14 protein-coding genes are annotated in these 15,653 nt (G+C 44.8%); 3 read left to right on the forward strand and 11 right to left on the reverse strand.

Annotated features, from left to right (window positions below):
• Positions 1-29: 29 nt before the first annotated feature.
• From HPS57_RS12225 to HPS57_RS12235, 3 genes are all read left to right on the forward strand, one after another.
• A complete protein-coding gene (locus HPS57_RS12225) occupies positions 30-878 on the forward strand; it encodes an AraC family transcriptional regulator (protein ID WP_172183498.1) in 849 nt (282 codons plus the stop codon).
• Positions 879-1,101: 223 nt separating this feature from the next.
• Positions 1,102-2,619 carry an alpha-L-fucosidase gene (locus HPS57_RS12230; protein WP_216653410.1) on the forward strand — a complete coding sequence of 506 codons (1,518 nt, stop codon included), beginning with the start codon at positions 1,102-1,104 and terminating at the stop codon, positions 2,617-2,619.
• Entirely contained in the window at positions 2,616-3,350 is a 735-nt protein-coding gene (locus HPS57_RS12235; protein WP_172183500.1) for an SGNH/GDSL hydrolase family protein, read from the forward strand. The genes HPS57_RS12230 and HPS57_RS12235 overlap by 4 nt, the downstream gene beginning before the upstream one ends.
• A gap of 218 nt (positions 3,351-3,568) precedes the next feature.
• On the opposite strand, the gene HPS57_RS12240 is transcribed toward HPS57_RS12235, so the two are convergent.
• From HPS57_RS12240 to HPS57_RS12290, 11 genes are all read right to left on the reverse strand, one after another.
• Positions 3,569-4,348: a PP2C family protein-serine/threonine phosphatase gene (locus HPS57_RS12240; RefSeq protein ID WP_256378298.1), complete on the reverse strand. Its 780-nt coding sequence runs from the start codon at positions 4,346-4,348 to the stop codon at positions 3,569-3,571.
• Between the two features lie 6 nt (positions 4,349-4,354).
• Positions 4,355-6,115, reverse strand: coding sequence for a hypothetical protein (locus tag HPS57_RS12245; RefSeq protein WP_172183504.1), 1,761 nt, complete (start codon positions 6,113-6,115; stop codon positions 4,355-4,357).
• Between the two features lie 34 nt (positions 6,116-6,149).
• Entirely contained in the window at positions 6,150-7,640 is a 1,491-nt protein-coding gene (locus HPS57_RS12250; RefSeq protein ID WP_172183506.1) for a serine/threonine-protein kinase, read from the reverse strand.
• Between the two features lie 103 nt (positions 7,641-7,743).
• Positions 7,744-8,697, reverse strand: a complete 954-nt coding sequence (locus tag HPS57_RS12255) for a glucosaminidase domain-containing protein (RefSeq protein WP_172183508.1) — start codon at positions 8,695-8,697, stop codon at positions 7,744-7,746.
• 30 nt (positions 8,698-8,727) lie between these two features.
• Positions 8,728-9,477 (reverse strand): hypothetical protein, encoded by a 750-nt coding sequence (locus HPS57_RS12260; protein ID WP_172183510.1) that lies wholly within the window; start codon positions 9,475-9,477, stop codon positions 8,728-8,730.
• A gap of 3 nt (positions 9,478-9,480) precedes the next feature.
• The gene (locus HPS57_RS12265) at positions 9,481-11,259 is read right to left on the reverse strand and encodes a hypothetical protein (protein WP_172183512.1); all 1,779 of its coding nucleotides are present in this window, start codon (positions 11,257-11,259) and stop codon (positions 9,481-9,483) included.
• 9 nt (positions 11,260-11,268) lie between these two features.
• A complete protein-coding gene (locus tag HPS57_RS12270) occupies positions 11,269-11,766 on the reverse strand; it encodes a GPW/gp25 family protein (protein ID WP_172183514.1) in 498 nt (165 codons plus the stop codon).
• A gap of 5 nt (positions 11,767-11,771) precedes the next feature.
• Complete coding sequence (locus HPS57_RS12275) at positions 11,772-12,776, reverse strand: type VI secretion system baseplate subunit TssK (protein WP_172183516.1); 1,005 nt, start codon at positions 12,774-12,776, stop codon at positions 11,772-11,774.
• 2 nt (positions 12,777-12,778) lie between these two features.
• Positions 12,779-13,663 (reverse strand): hypothetical protein, encoded by an 885-nt coding sequence (locus tag HPS57_RS12280; RefSeq protein ID WP_172183518.1) that lies wholly within the window; start codon positions 13,661-13,663, stop codon positions 12,779-12,781.
• Positions 13,664-13,675: 12 nt separating this feature from the next.
• Entirely contained in the window at positions 13,676-14,875 is a 1,200-nt protein-coding gene (locus HPS57_RS12285; RefSeq protein WP_172183520.1) for a HesA/MoeB/ThiF family protein, read from the reverse strand.
• Between the two features lie 10 nt (positions 14,876-14,885).
• Positions 14,886-15,632, reverse strand: coding sequence for a hypothetical protein (locus tag HPS57_RS12290; protein WP_172183522.1), 747 nt, complete (start codon positions 15,630-15,632; stop codon positions 14,886-14,888).
• Positions 15,633-15,653 lie beyond the last annotated feature (21 nt).

The raw sequence follows: 15,653 nt of genomic DNA on the forward strand, positions 1-15,653 counted from the left end.
CAACGCAAACAGAAACAAAACATACTCAAATGAACACGATTTTGCTTCACGCAGGCATTGCACAACATAACGGGGACTGGAACTGGAAAAATGTCCGCAGCCCTTTCGCCCGCATATATTACGTGGTGGAGGGAAACGCTGAGATTGTATTCAACGACCACAAATCACTGCTGCATCCGGGCTTCCTGTATATCGTCCCGCCCTTCACCACGCACAGCAACCGTTGTGACGGGCCTTTCACACATTATTACGCCCATATCTATGAGCAGACGGACAAGGAAGACGGACTGTTTGAGAATTATGCTTTCCCTGACAAGATGAAAGCGGAGGAAATCGACGCGCTCCTCTTCCGGCGGCTATGCGTCATCAACAATGAGAAGCGCTTGGCGCAATCCAATCCTGACAGCTACGACAACGCCACTTCACTAATGCACTCCGTGGCTGCAAACCATACCGGCAGCATGGCGGTGAGGATGGAATCAAACGGAATCATCACCCAACTGCTGTCGCGCTTCATGGAGAAATCCCGTCCTATCGGAATGCTACACGACGGCAGAATGGCAAAAGTGGCGAGATACATACGGCATAACCTGCACAAAAACATCACAATAGACGAACTGGCGGAAATGTCCTCTCTCTCAAAAGACCATTTCATCCGCCTGTTCAAGGCCGACTATGGAGAATCGCCCCTGCAATACATCAACCACCGCAAGATTGAGCTGGCGGAGACTCTCCTTGCCACAACTGACCTGAACATAAAGCAGATTGCCTCACGGACAGGCTTTGACGACCACTCTTACTTCATCCGGCTGTTCCGCAAAACAACAGGCACGACTCCTGCCACATACCGCACAACCTGTTTGATTTTAGGAGTATAAGCACACCCATCGGTAGTGAGACTCGTCTTTCCACTGTTGAGGACGCAAACGATATTATATAGGACAATACCGACATCATCGCCATAATTTCGGACAAATTGTATTATATTTGCACCCAAAACCGACTATATACGCACAATGCCCATACTCATTGCTGCCATACAGAACCGCCATTGACGGAAAGACTAACAAATAATATAAAACCCTAAATACAAAAACAGACATGAAAAAACTCAGACTTTTGCTTGCATCGCTTGCATTGCCGGCTATCATCTGTGCCACTCCTGTGCAAGAAGACTCCGACCCGCCGGCACGAAAGACCATCACTCTGCCGGGAGGAAAGGCGGCAGACATCCCTCCCGGTCCTTACACCGACTCGTGGGAGTCTATCAAAGAGAATTACAAGACACCGCAATGGTTCATCGACGGCAAGTTCGGAATCTTCATCCATTGGGGAGTGTACAGCGTACCGGCAGCAGGGAGCGAATGGTATCCGCGCCACATGTATGGCGGAATGCTGCAACATCACATCGACCATTGGGGCAACCCGAAAGATTTCGGGTACAAGGAATTCATCCCACTGTTCAAGGCTGAGAAATTCAATCCTGAGGAGTGGGCGGAACTGTTCAAGGAAGCCGGGGCAACATACGTCATACCGACAGCCGAGCATCATGACGGCTTCGCCATGTACGACAGCAAACTCACTCGCTGGAACGCGAAGCAAATGGGCCCGAAGCGTGATGTCATCGGCGAACTCGCAAAGGCGGTGCGCGCCGAAGGGATGAAATTCGGAATCTCCAACCACCGCATCGAACATTGGGACTTCATGTATCCGACAAATGCGAAGGAACATGACCTCTACGACCCTGAATACGCTGATTTCTACGGCCCGCCACAGAAGCCCGACAATACAAAAGCTTCGGCAATGGGACCTACACAGGAGGAGGTTATGGAGGGCAAGGAAGCTCCGCAAAGCCGGGCCTTCCTCGAGGAATGGCTGGCACGTTGTCAGGAGATAATCGACAACTATCGCCCTGACCTTGTCTATTTCGACAACGGAATCAACAGCCGCAGCCTTGACCCGATAAAGCTGCGCCTCGCCGCCTACTATTACAACCGTGCCACGGAATGGGGCAAACCTGTCTCACTGACCACAAAGAGCGATGCCTATCTCTACGGCACTATCCGCGATTTCGAGCGCATGAGCCGCGCGCCAAAGGAGCAGACTGACTATTATTGGCAGGTGGATGACCCTATCGGGCATAAGTTCGGATACGTGGAGGGACTGAGACTGCAGTCGGCGGAAGGCATCATCCGCAGCCTCATCAACAACATTTCGCGCAACGGCAACCTGTGCCTTAACGTTTCCCCGAAGTCTGACGGCACAATCCCCGCAGACCAGCAGCTCATCTTACGCACAATAGGCGAATGGCTGCGCACCAACGGCGAGGCGGTCTATGGCAGCAGGGCATGGAAGAAAGATGCGGAGGGAGACATGCGCTTCACACAAAAAGACGGCAATGTCTATATGTTCATGCTGCGCCCGAAAGCAGGGAAAACCACCGTCGAGGCTCTCGGCAAAACCTCCGCAGGGAGAATTTCCAAGGTGGAACTCTTAGGCGGTGGCGGCATCAGATTCAAGCAAACAGCGGAAGCCCTGCACATCACCCTGCCGGAAAACGCATCTGCTGACAACAAGCCAATAACATTCCGTATAACTTTATCACACAAGAAGAAATGAAAAGACTGAAACTTTTACTTACATCCCTTGCATTTCCGGCAATCATTCTCGCCTCCCCTCTGCGCATACTCTATTTAGGTGACTCCGTCACCGACGGAGGATGGGGCAGGAGCGGAGGGAGCATGGCTCCAGCCAAGGACAGGAACCACTCGGACCTGAACCACATCTTCGGACACAGCTACATGATGATTTCCGCCGCCACCCTGATGGCGGAAAAGCCGGGCAGCTACGAGTGCTTCAACCGTGGGATAAGCGGTTACACGCTGGCAGACCTCGAAAAGCATTGGCAGAATAACTGCATGGAGATGAAGCCTGACGTGCTGTCAGTGCTCATCGGCACAAATGACGTGGCACTGTTCCTGGAGAGCGGAGAGAAAGAGTTCGACCTGAAGGGTTGGGAAAGGCGTTACGACAATCTTCTCACGATGACAAAGCAGCAGTTTCCCGGTGTCCGCCTGATGCTGTGCACCCCTTTCGTCGGGAAAGTGGGCAAGCGTGGCGAAGCAGAGGACTATGCCCTGCGCGAGCAACTCATAGGCAAACTGGCAGAAGTGACCGCCCGTCTTGCCACAAAGCATAACGCCACACTTGTGCCTTTCAGAGAGATGTTCGACTCACTGACCGCTCCTTCCAAGCAATACTGGCTTTGGGACGGCATCCACCCTACCCCTGCCGCCCACAAGAAAATGGCAGACCTGTGGCTTGAATGCTTTCATTCACAAAACCTGTAATCCGAAACCGCCGGTTTGCTACCCTTCATCTCCGCAGCGCAGAGACAGGCTTCCGAAACACTTGATAATCAGCGGTTTATTTTCACATTATTCTTTACAACACAAAGTGTTACCTTTTGTCATACAAAAGGTAACACTTTGTGTTGTAAATGGTAACGGTTTGTAGTGCGAAAGGTTACCTTTCACCAAACCATACATAATGGCATGACAGCCGGCACTTATTTCTTGAACAGATTGAAAGGAAAGTATTCCGTCCAACCAGATTTGCTTTTCGGGGAACCAACCATAATAGTAACATCATCCTCACTACCACGCCTTATTGCAAGTTGCCGCAGATTATCACAGATTTCTTTCGGATTGTCCCCGGCACTTGTTATTGTTGCCATGATTTCCTCATTGGTGCAATAGCCTGTCAAGCCGTCGCTGCATAGGATTATTATATCGCCATCTGCACATTCATGTCTCGCGCACTCAGGGACAACATACTCATCTCCTCCACCTACAAACCTTGTAATCATGTTATTATCCGGGTGGGCAAAGGATTCCCGGACACCTATTTTCCCGTTGTCTATCAGTTCCTGCACATAAGAATGGTCGCGTGTCGAGAATGTGATTCTCTTCAAATCCGTATTATATACAAAGCACCGGCTGTCACCACACCAACAGACATACATGTACGGTCCGATGAATTGCGCGACTACCGCTGTAGTCCCCATGCCGGCAGTCTCTGCATGCTCCATGGAATATTCTCGTATAAAAGAATCACATTTGACGAACATGCCGGACATGCACTTGAAGATTTCGGACTCTGTCATGCGTGCAAAGTCCCGGTTCTTAAGTCCGAGCAGCAGATTCTCGACTACCAGATGAGATGCTACCTCACCGGCATTCTCCCCTCCCATTCCGTCTGCAACCACAGCCATATTGTCTGTAGCAGCAAAGGAGTCTTCATTGCAAGAGTGGGACAAGCCTTTGCAAGATATGGAATAAAACTTCATCACTGCCTAAATCTCTAACCGAGGAACAACCTTTTTCTGCCCGGAAACAACAGGGGACTTCTTGCGAATCACGACAGACTCCTGTTTCTTCTTCTTTGGCACAGGCTTCACATAAGTAATCTCAAATGGGAACACAGACGGAGGGCAACCTTTCTCTATCACACAGATATTGAGCGTATTGTTCCCTTCTTGGAGGTTTGACACGGTGCACTTGTACCTTGTCTCTGATATTTTCTCATACGTGGCACTAATATTGTCAGCCTGTACACTGATTTCAAACGGGTAGTCATTCTCACCAACCAGCTTTTCTGCATTGATATTTACTGTAAAAGTAGCCACACCATTCGAGATTGTCGTCTCAGAATCCATATGGTCCACATTATAATATTTATAGTGCCACGCCCTGACATCCTTCTTTCGTTCGAACAAGGTTATGCCGTCGTATGAAACAGTAAACGGATATGATATTGTTGTAATAACGTCAGGCAAAGAGTCCGGAATGTTCAAAGTGCAGTTGTATTGTACAAAATTGCCGCTCTCCGTGTCTTTCTTCTCTCTGGAAGTCTTGTCAATCACGCAGCCGGAGGACATTGGTATTTCGATGCGAGCCTCATCGGCAGAGATAGACGATGGCAAATCAAGCCTTATCTGTGTCTCAAACTTCTGATGACGGAACGGTATGTCATCACCCTTGTTGATGCTTAACCTCAAGTCCAAGTCATCGTATGCCTTCAATATGCCCCACTTGCCACGTGTCTTGACGAAAGCGCATTTATCATACAGCAGTCCTATTGCCTCAAATTGGCAAGGCAGGAAATCCTTTCCTTTATAAGCCAATCCATGCTTACCGCCATTTTCAACCTTTCCGAAATCCGACTTGTACCGGACTTTTGCTTCTACATCTGCGGCTGTGACATGGATATCACCATTGAACATTATAGTGTCAGGAACCAATTCTTCGGTAAATGTGAAATAAGCACTCCCCTTCTTGCCTATCTTTGCCTTAATCCGCACACCAGAATTCGGCAGATGCTCAAAGTACTGTTCGTAGTCACCGTCCACAACCAAGTGGTGCTCTTTCACTGTCTGCCCATCGGTTTTGATGATTGGCTCGAAATCCAGACTGCCGGCAGAGAACCAAAACAATTTGTTCTTTATGACGGCAATGCCTTTGCCGTCCTTGTTTACTCCGGACAAGAACATAATGTCCTCAGGAGAGAAAGGCTTCCCTTTTGCTGTGTATGAGACATTTTTATCCTGTGGGGAGTAATAGCAGAAATACGGGTCTTTCCTCTTGTCCGGCTGCTGGTACTTCAGCACAGGAGCCAATCCGTCATGTACAGGCCACGCCCTGGCTGCATCGTCAAGGACTATGCGCTTGCCGTCTTTTGAGATGTAGCCATATTTGCTATCAGAAACAAATGCCACATATCCGTCCCGGAATTCCGAGCCATAGATTATTGCAGACTGCGGAATGGAAGTGAAAGCGCCTTTCAAATCCACTATTCCGACTATCGTCTTTTCGTCTTTGTTCACAACCAAAGCATGACCTTCCTTATAACTCAGAACTTTGGAAGATGTCTGAAACAGACGCTTTCCCTCAAAATTCCATAATACCGTTGTACCGGCAGAGTCGGTTGCAATAACACTATTGTCAGCCTTTACCTCTATGCCGTCATAGGCAGGTTTAACCAGCCACTTCGCAAGTTGCGCATATCCTATCAAAAAAGAGCAACACAAAGTTGTTGTAAGAATCAATCGTTTCATTGAATTATGTTATATTATTTGAGACATATCTGCATCACTTTTTCCCATCCACAGCCTTTAGTCCATTGGCTATTTTGTCCATAAGGACTCTGTCATCGCAAAGTTCTGCCCAAGCGTATGCCTTTTTCAACAGCTTCTCCGCTCTCCGGGTGTTCTGCGACACAACCTTGTCCGTATTGAAATAATAGCATGCCAGGCGGTACAACGCCTCTGCGTTTATGCAAGTGTAGGATGAATCATTGGCTTCCTCAATCCTTGCCAGCAATCCGATAGCCCTGTTGTTTATTGTGTATGATTTTGGCAGATACTTATCAACAGTATTATCAGGATAAACCTCGATGCCAAGAACTGATTTTCTCATTAGCGACACACTGTCCGAATACCAGCCATAGGTATGTGCCAACTCGTAGGTGGCAGGAACATAGCCTTTGCTGCTCAGACTGTCCAGCAATGCAAGCCCTCTCTCCATGGTTGTTTTTTCCTTGCTGTCCAGCATTGACAAAGCCTGGCTGTAACGTTCCTCTATACTTATCGGTTTTGGAGAAGGTTTCTTCTCTTCCGTCGGAATCAGACAAAAAGCCAAAGCAGCCAACACTGCACACACGCCACCGCTGACAATGGCTTTCTTTCGTGTACTCCACAAAGGATATTTCCTGCTTTGGGCAGCCCTGTATATAGTCTGGGCAGAGGGACGTTTTGACGGTTCAAGAGACAGGCAGTCATGTACCAGCCGCTTGATGTATTTAGGAACATTCTCCTCTATCTTCGGAGGCTCTGCATCATTCTCCGCCTGCGTTCCTCCTCCATTTTCGCCAAACGGCACTTCTCCTGTTATCAACTCATACACAGTAGCACCGAAACTCCATATATCGCTTTCGGGAGAAGACTCGTAATCTTCTCCAAAGCGTTCCGGTGCCATATATGCCATAGTGCCACTTTGGCTGTCCTCATAGCCATCCCTGTTGTTGCCGCTGTGCGAGCTGATGCCGAAGTCTGTGATTACAAAGTTACCACCATCATCAATCAAGATATTTGCAGGTTTGATGTCATGGTGGACAATGGTCGGGTTAACGGAATGCAAGTAATTCAAACCGGCAGAAACATCACTGATATAGCGCCATAGCTCATCCGCATCATGCACTTTTCCTTGCAGTTTCTCAGAAGAGCCATTGGCGCAGAAAGGCAAGACCAAATAAGGGATGCCTTCGTAAATCGAGAAGTTGATGGGCTGCACAAGGTTGGTGTGGTGGCAGTTGAAGACAATCTTGAACTCATCACGGAATCTCTGTTCGCCAATATCCATGGCATTCTTTGGACGATAAATCTTTATCGCGACTTGGATACCGGACTCTTCCTGACGAACGACATCATCCTCTGCCTCATCATAAACCTCGTCTATGGTGTTTGCATCCAATGCCAGCCAGACATCAGCAGTGCCGCCGTCAGAACTTAACGGCCTCAACAACTTATATCTATTGTCAAACAGTTTGCCTTTTTCTATAAAAGATTCAATATCAAATGTCATAATTATGATTTGTGAAGTAAATTCGTTTTAATGTTGGCACGCAACAAGAGCATACCGCACGATACAGAGCGTGCTATCCCATTGGACGCAGGTGCTTGCCATTTTATTTCAGCATAATCCTTTTCCCAGGCTTCAATCGGACAAAACCACTTAATCCATTAAGTTTTGCCAATTGGTGCAACTGAATGCCAAACTGTTGGGACACTTCATACAGGGTCTCATCATCTTGTGCTATATAGTAGTCTTGCGCTCCCTCATAATGTCTCTTCTTCTTTTCAAGGAAAACAATGTCACCTTCCGTTATCTGTGCTTCCACATCGACTTCATTGAATTTCAGCAGATCCGTTATTGAGACATTGTGCTTGCGGGCGACATAGGCTAATGTCTCTCCGGGATTTAACGTTGTGCAATGGCAATCATTGATACGGACAATGTATCGCTTTGCTGAATTTTGAATGATTTCCTGCTCTTCCGACACTTCTGTCTCAGGCATTTCACAATCAACCTCAAAGACCGGTTTTGTCTGCTCCTTATAGGTTGTGACAACGACAGTCTTGCCCGGGCGTAACTTCACGCCACCATTTATGGCATACAGCTTATAGCTGTCGATAATGCCAATCAATGCTTTCGCATAATTAGGTGCTGTAGCATAACCGGCTTTCTTCAAGCCTGCCGCCCACTTGCGGTAGTCATAGACACTTATGCAGAGAAGGTGCTTATAGAACCTGCTTGTGGATAAAAGTCTTGCGTGGTCAGTATATGAGTCCTCAGCATTCTTATAACAGCGGAAACGGCTTTTGCATGTTTCGTCATCCCACGCATAATAGACGCTGCCATTCCAGCCTCCAAGAGCCTTGATGCCAAAATGGTTGTTCGTGTTTCTTGTCAGCGAACTTGTCCCTGCACCTGATTCAAGTATTCCCTGCGCCAACGTAATTGTCGCCGGAACGCCATAATCCTTCTCGTTCTGCAATGCAATGGATTTGTATTTTGCAATATAGGACTGCACATCGGATGAAGATTGAGAAAACGTAACATTAGCATAGAGAAAAGACATAAATATAAGTATTATTCGAAATGTCATAAATCAATATATCGTGAGTCCTTTTATGAAATAATAAGAACAATTTTGTTTGGGGACATTTGTTACAGGTCTTTGCATTACTATCGTTCTTTGTATTTCCTGTTCCCCTGCAAATATGTTTTTAGCACTGAACCCCTCATAAGGTGTATCATGTATGAAATGTTCAGCCCCTATTTTCTTGTTTTGAATAGAATAACTTGGCGATGATGATATTTTTGAAATTTCATTTTGTGTTCCTCCTGTAATCTTCCTATACATTCTCTTTGCATAATCACCATTAAACATAATATTCCATCTTGCAGAATCTCTTCCACCACGCATATAACCTTTTACGACGGGGTTATTCAGTGCTTCTTTTATCAAATTTTTCAATATTGGCTTCAATGATTTTGAAGCCGTTTTTAAGAAGGGGATACACCCCATAAGATTCAAAACAAACCCAATTGCATCTAATGGAGGAAACAAGCAAACTATAGCCAAGGCTAATGAGCAACCTATACCTATCGGTCCAGGGAGCATGCTACCTAGCTCCGCTACGCTAAAGCTTTTTGTAACACCCCGCAAATGATGCAACTCATTTCCAAGTTTTTCCCCTTTAGCTAATTTGCCTGCAATCTTATTTAGTTCCAAAATAAGTTCGTTCCACTCCCTTAAAATTTTGGATTCATTTTTCAATCCTTTCAATAAGGCTTTGACATCTGTATGTGACAACTCTACCAATAAGGGTTTAATATTAATCATTACATTTGCCATAATCTATTCTTCCAAAGATTTTAATGTGACTATTATCGGCATAGAGATGCAAGAACGGTTAGCTATACGTTGTTGCAATTTATGATCAAACCCACTTTCCACCGCTTTCATGTAATTCTTCTTGTCTTTGAACATTACATCAATGTAAAGACCACGTTGAAGACCACGGGCACCTGCAGCGCCTTCAACAGTAATGGTGAATGATATACGGGGATATTCATCCTTGCCGAACTCAAATAAGATTTCCTTGCGTAAAAAGGCATCAATGTCCATCTTTGTATAAAGACGGTCTTCTGTCAATGTGTAATAGCGCAACAGTTCATAACGCATGTCTGCATTTGGCTTGTCTGTGCCACACATTGCATCAGCAACCACGACAGCCTCCTTCTCAAAGGCGGCTTCTTTCCTGTTATCCATTTTCTGACCGACCTTAGGTGCATTTCCCCTTTTACCATGTGTTGTCAGATAAGAAACCTTTGTAGTCGTACTTTGGTCTGCCATATTTATATGCCTCATGGCATAGACACCACCATCAAACTTGTCATCAGGAGTGAAACCTGCAATGACAGACTTGCCAATATTATTCACAGACTCACGTAACTGCCGTATTGCTTCACCGTCTTTGATACCATTGTATGCCAAGAAAGCGTAGTAGTCATCCATGAAATGATTGTAAAGGCTGCGCACTTCAGCAAACAAGGCATTATTGTCATAACATGACGCATCAAAATCGCGAATTACAATCTCGTCTTCAACCTTATCAAAACCTTGTCGAAAACTTGCCGTGGATGTCTGTTGCACGCTGACAAAATAAGCATCATCCTCTTTAGTCAGTTTTGCTATTGGAGATGACTGCGTTAATGTTACATTGTTTATGTTGATATTTGCAACAGGCACTACATTTACAAGAACATCTATTTTATCCGGAATCTCATACTGCTCCCCAAAATCCAATAACAACCACAAGGTATTCGGTTGGAAGCGGTCCAAGTCATTGCTTTCCAATGACTGCTGGAAGGCTTTTGGATAAGCACGTCCCTTAAACAGATCTCTGTCTGTTTTGTTGTCTGTAATGCACAGCAGACAATCGTCATGCATTTCCGTCAAGGCATTTCTCCATTCGTTTATTATCGCAAAGAATGCTTTTGACGATTGTTGCGAGTCAAATGGTTCCAACATTGGGATGTCTTCCATCCGCTCCATAGTTGCGAATTGCAATTCTGTCTGTTCAGAACCAACGTAAATGTGCTTTGGCGCAAGCCCATTTGTGCCACGCACTAACAGAGATAATCCGCACAATGTATCGAAATCCGCATCAGACTCTATGCCAAGCCATACATGTCCCTTGTGACCCATTGTTACGGGAGAGACCTCATCATCAGACTTTAGTATGTGCGAAGTGAGAATATGTTTCTTGTTGCAAGGCACTATAAGATTTTTGAATACAGGGATATAATTCAACGGATGTTTGGCATTTGATGTCTTATAGCTGAACATGGCATTCTCACTCATCCACTTTGCCTCTTGCATCTTTTTCTGTTTCAGAAAAACTTGCACGAGGGCTAACGCCGGCATAGCCGCAAGTTTGTCATTAGGAATAAAAACATCACATAAGCGTTCAGTTACCTTGCGAGGCAAAGCACGAATCTCATCGACTATTCGTTCCGCCTGATATGTCAGCGTGGTAAGCATCAGTTTTGCGATAGGGTCGTCCAATGCGACGCCATCATCATACAGTTTTGCTGTAATATCTTTAATCCGTTGCTCGATATTTATATCCATAACATTTTCTTAAATGGATTTCTTTGCTGTCGGCTCGACAAGGAAGACTATTTTCTTCTCATACTGCCGTCCCATTCCCATACCATCATCAATATATCCGAGTACTTGTATGCACATCTCGTATTTGGATTGCAATTTGCGAGTTCTGTTACCGGTATTCACATTGAGTTCTATCTTCACTTCCGGCTGTTTAAGCCTTGGCTCGTATGTGAGAATGCTCTGTTTCAAGCTATTCTCACATTGGGTTCTTGTTGTCTCATTCTGCAAACCGGCAGGAGCATCGAATGACATATAACTGTTATTAAACTCTCTCAAACTGATGTTTGTCCCTTCATGATTCCAATATTCAAAACCGAAATCAGGGTCTGCATCAAACGCCCCCTTCGGTGTGAACACAACCAACTCAAGAAAATTATCAATGCTCGCCTCCACATCTCCTCGATAGCATTCTATCTGAAGATGTGGTTCTTGCCTTATGTTCAATGGTATGGAAATAAATTCATTCATGCTTTTTATATTTCAATAATAGGATGTCTGTCGTTCCTACCTGTGTCTGGATTAGGTTGAGGATTCGGTCTCGGCTTTGGTTTGGGTGCAGGAACAGGTTCCGGTTCCGGCTCTTCAACCAACTTGCCAACAGCTTCAATCTTCGGAACGATTTCCGCACACAGGGAAAGCCCTTTTTCAATATCCCTATATATTGTCCGTTTATTCAAAGGCTGATTAGCGTACAACTCAAATGGCTCAGCATCTTCCAAACTAATGCCTTCTTCCATAGCACAACCAATGCAGAAGTCTGCAACGAAAGACTGAATGATAGCAAATAGTGATTCCGGTGAAAGAAATTCTCTCTCTTTTTCTAATCTAACCTGAGTATTTTTTGCACTATGCCATGTTGCCGCAAGTAATGTCTTAGCTCTTGTTTTCTTTCCCGCTGCACACGCATTACATAACGCAGCCATTTGTTCAGTTGCCCTGTGCCATAAGTTCATGAATTTCGCATGAGCAGTGATTGTCATGCACGGTGGCACAAAGTCGTCCTCGTTCATACGCCATCCATATTGGTTGACAATCGCAGCTATTGGCAAGCAATTGTCATCAATCGGAGAGTTCTCGCCAACCAATTCAAATGTGTATTTGGCTTCAGAATATGCCTCATTGATACCCCGCCACTCACCCGGGTGCATCCGAATAACCAACAAATAGGCTTCATCCGTAGCATTAGCAGGAATGGCAACCCTCGAATCAAAAGTATTTGTGTAGGAAGAGTCAAAATTTATATCTATCAGAGTGCCATTCTTTGTAACAGCATTGCACGTCAATGAAATAACCTCAACCATATTGCTTGTAATGTTCAAAGCCAATTCAAAAGGAGCTGCTGTTTTATACAAGCCATATCGTCCGCTTGCAGATACCAAGACGGCCTGCCTTATCACATCGAGCATCGCGCCGTCTGCTGCTGTAAACAGTTCGGCACTCAGCCTCATACCTTTTTTCCATGTAATAGTTCGAGTCATAATTATATATTGGTATTATAATTCAAATAATTATATGCCATATCGTCAGACAATCTCACGGGCAATGCATCTGTTTCAAGTTCAAACCGCAATTCTGTCTCAATCCCCATAAAAAAATCATTGAGGAACTCTTGGTAAACATTCAAATCCTTTGCATACTTTAAGAATTTCTCGTCACAGTCATCTTCGCTCCAAAACTTTACATTGTAAATGACAACACTCTCTGCAAATTGGCTGCCAAGATATGTATCTTCCAAATTGGACACATCATCAACATCACAGATGTAACGTGGCATTTCATCATTAATCTGCGTGTCTGTCGTAATCCTCACAAGTTCCAAGCCTTCCTGCATAAGTACTTTTCGCAAAATCATTGATAACAGTGTATTATTCCCTCTGATTGATTTACACAAAGGCATGAACATGATAGTTTGCTTCACAAAACGGTTTTGAAGAACAGTCTCTTCGACATTATCGCAAATTATTTTTGAAAGAACACTATCATCTGCATATTCGTCTTTTTCAGAGGCAAGAGCACAATTCAGTTGGAACAAGAAAGAATCAAACGGCTTGAAGAAAGCTCTGGCTTTTTCTTCCTCCTCATGCTGTTTCCTGCATTCTTCAGAGAAACGTTCTTCATAATCATTAGGTGCAATGTTATCAAAACGATTCAAAGGATGGAAAAGTGCTTCCGGAAGGATATCATAAAGTCCTTTTCGACTTAAGCCTATTTGAAGGCTTCCGTCTGCACCATTCTCAAGTGAGACAATATCCCTATATGCATTTCGTTTATGAGGGCCAAGAAATTCCATAGACAGATCTCTCATCTGCAAATAATTTGCCAATACTTCGGCACTCAAATCGGTCGGGATATTCGACAATTTCATTATCTAACGATGTTAAAAATTCTGTGCGTCAGCGGATAGTTCGATATAGAACATTCCCTTGTTTGTAGACACTCGCAGCACATCATACATAGGGATGCCTATTGACTCAAGTGTCATCTCCGGGAATGGGAACGAATCATCAATGTTCTCATAGAAATCTTTATGGAAGACAGTCTTGTAGCTTAGTTTCCGTAATTCTGCATTTGCAGAGATATAGTCATCAAGCTTTGACTCTGGAATCATAACTTCAAACTCTTTTTCAGGCTTGTCGGAGATGATTCGTCGTACAAACTTGTTGTTCATCATGTTTATCTCTATCATGTCCGTACCACAGATTCTTTTCAACTCTTCCAGAACATGCTTGACTGTATGTTTTGCAGAAAGACTTGACTGTAAAGGATTCTCCCATTGCTCATGGGCAGGACAATTCTTTTTCCACGAAGCGAAGCGGTATGTGTTCACTGTGTTTGTCAAGCCCTCATAACGGAACATCTTGCCTTGCAATGTCGTAAACGGTAATTTCCCATCCGGATATTCGTCAAGATGAATAATCTTCATTCCTTCTTGTGCCTGTATCGCTCCCACAATAGAGGCACTTACGGGCGTAGTCGCCACACGCCCTTGTGAGGTCTGTGAGCGTACGACATCCGCACAGCCAGTACGCAGCATGATGATATTGAATTCTTCTTTGGAGAGCCCGCACTCATAGCAACTGACACCCGGAGTATACTCCTTGACTACACCTGTAAGATTCTCTATGCTTCCGTCAATCCATGTTTTTCCGGCACGCATTGCCATACGGTTAAGCTGGTAACGGGCGAGACGGCTGTCCAAGCATCCTATGATAACATCGACAGACTTGTACACTCCCAAACCAACCTCTGAAAACAAGTTTCCGACAATAGGCACAACTTTTATCTGCGGATTGATTTCCATCGCACGTTGTGCTACCACCTCAGCTTTAAAGCGATGATTAAAAGCATCTTCCTCACGGAACAACACTGACCGTGTCAAGTTACTGATCTCTATACGGTCAAAATCCACCACATATATGGTTCCAACACCGAACAGAGCCAAATCTTTTACGACTTCATTCCCAAGTGCACCGGCACCGGCAACAAGGACACGAGCATTCTTCACTCTGTCTTTCTTAAACCAAGAAAGCAGAGTGAAGACGCCTTCGCCCCATTCGTATTTCAGTTCCTTACCCATGTTTTCTAAACTACAGAACGAAACCTATCTTTGCGCCTAAGAAAGCACGTCCTGCCTCCGAATGATAGATGTCGTAGCCATCCTCCTTGCTGCCACAGTTTATTTTATATTTTCCTGTAACACCAATACGCATGATTGTCTTACCTAAAGGCACATTGCAACCAAATTCAAAAATCGGTGTGATAAGGAATCCGGATTTCTTATCACCATCCACAGCCTCATACTCGCCACCTTGACCCATTTCGCATTTCTCAGCTTTCATGGTTGTGTACATTGTTGGCATAATACCAACACTACCATACAAGGAAGCTGATTGATGAGACAGTTTGCCCCACTCAATCTGCAACGGCACACCAACCTCAAACATATTTCTCTTTAACTCAGTACCTGAATAGAATACGTTCATTGCCATATTCAGAGAAAGGCCGGCATTGAAATATGTGCTCTTTCCTATGAGCTGCTTCCATACTCCCTCAATACCTATACCTTTAGGAGAACGGGAATGACTGCTCTCAACAAATCCGGAAATCTGGATTGCATGTTTAAGGATACTGGTTTCCTTTTCTACGTGGATGATTGTATCCTTACTCAGACCAAAGTACTCATACAAGTTGATGTTGTCGCGAAGACGATATTTGACTTCGCCATTCTCATAATAATCAACCGTGTATGGACCGACTTGGAAATTATCCACATTCTGTGCCATGCCACTGACTGTGCTGAACAAAATTACAGCAAATAACAATACTTTTTTCATTTTACTCTATTTTATATTAAC

The sequence above is a fragment of the Palleniella intestinalis genome, from assembly GCF_013166595.1.
Classification (GTDB): Bacteria; Bacteroidota; Bacteroidia; order Bacteroidales; family Bacteroidaceae; genus Prevotella; species Prevotella intestinalis.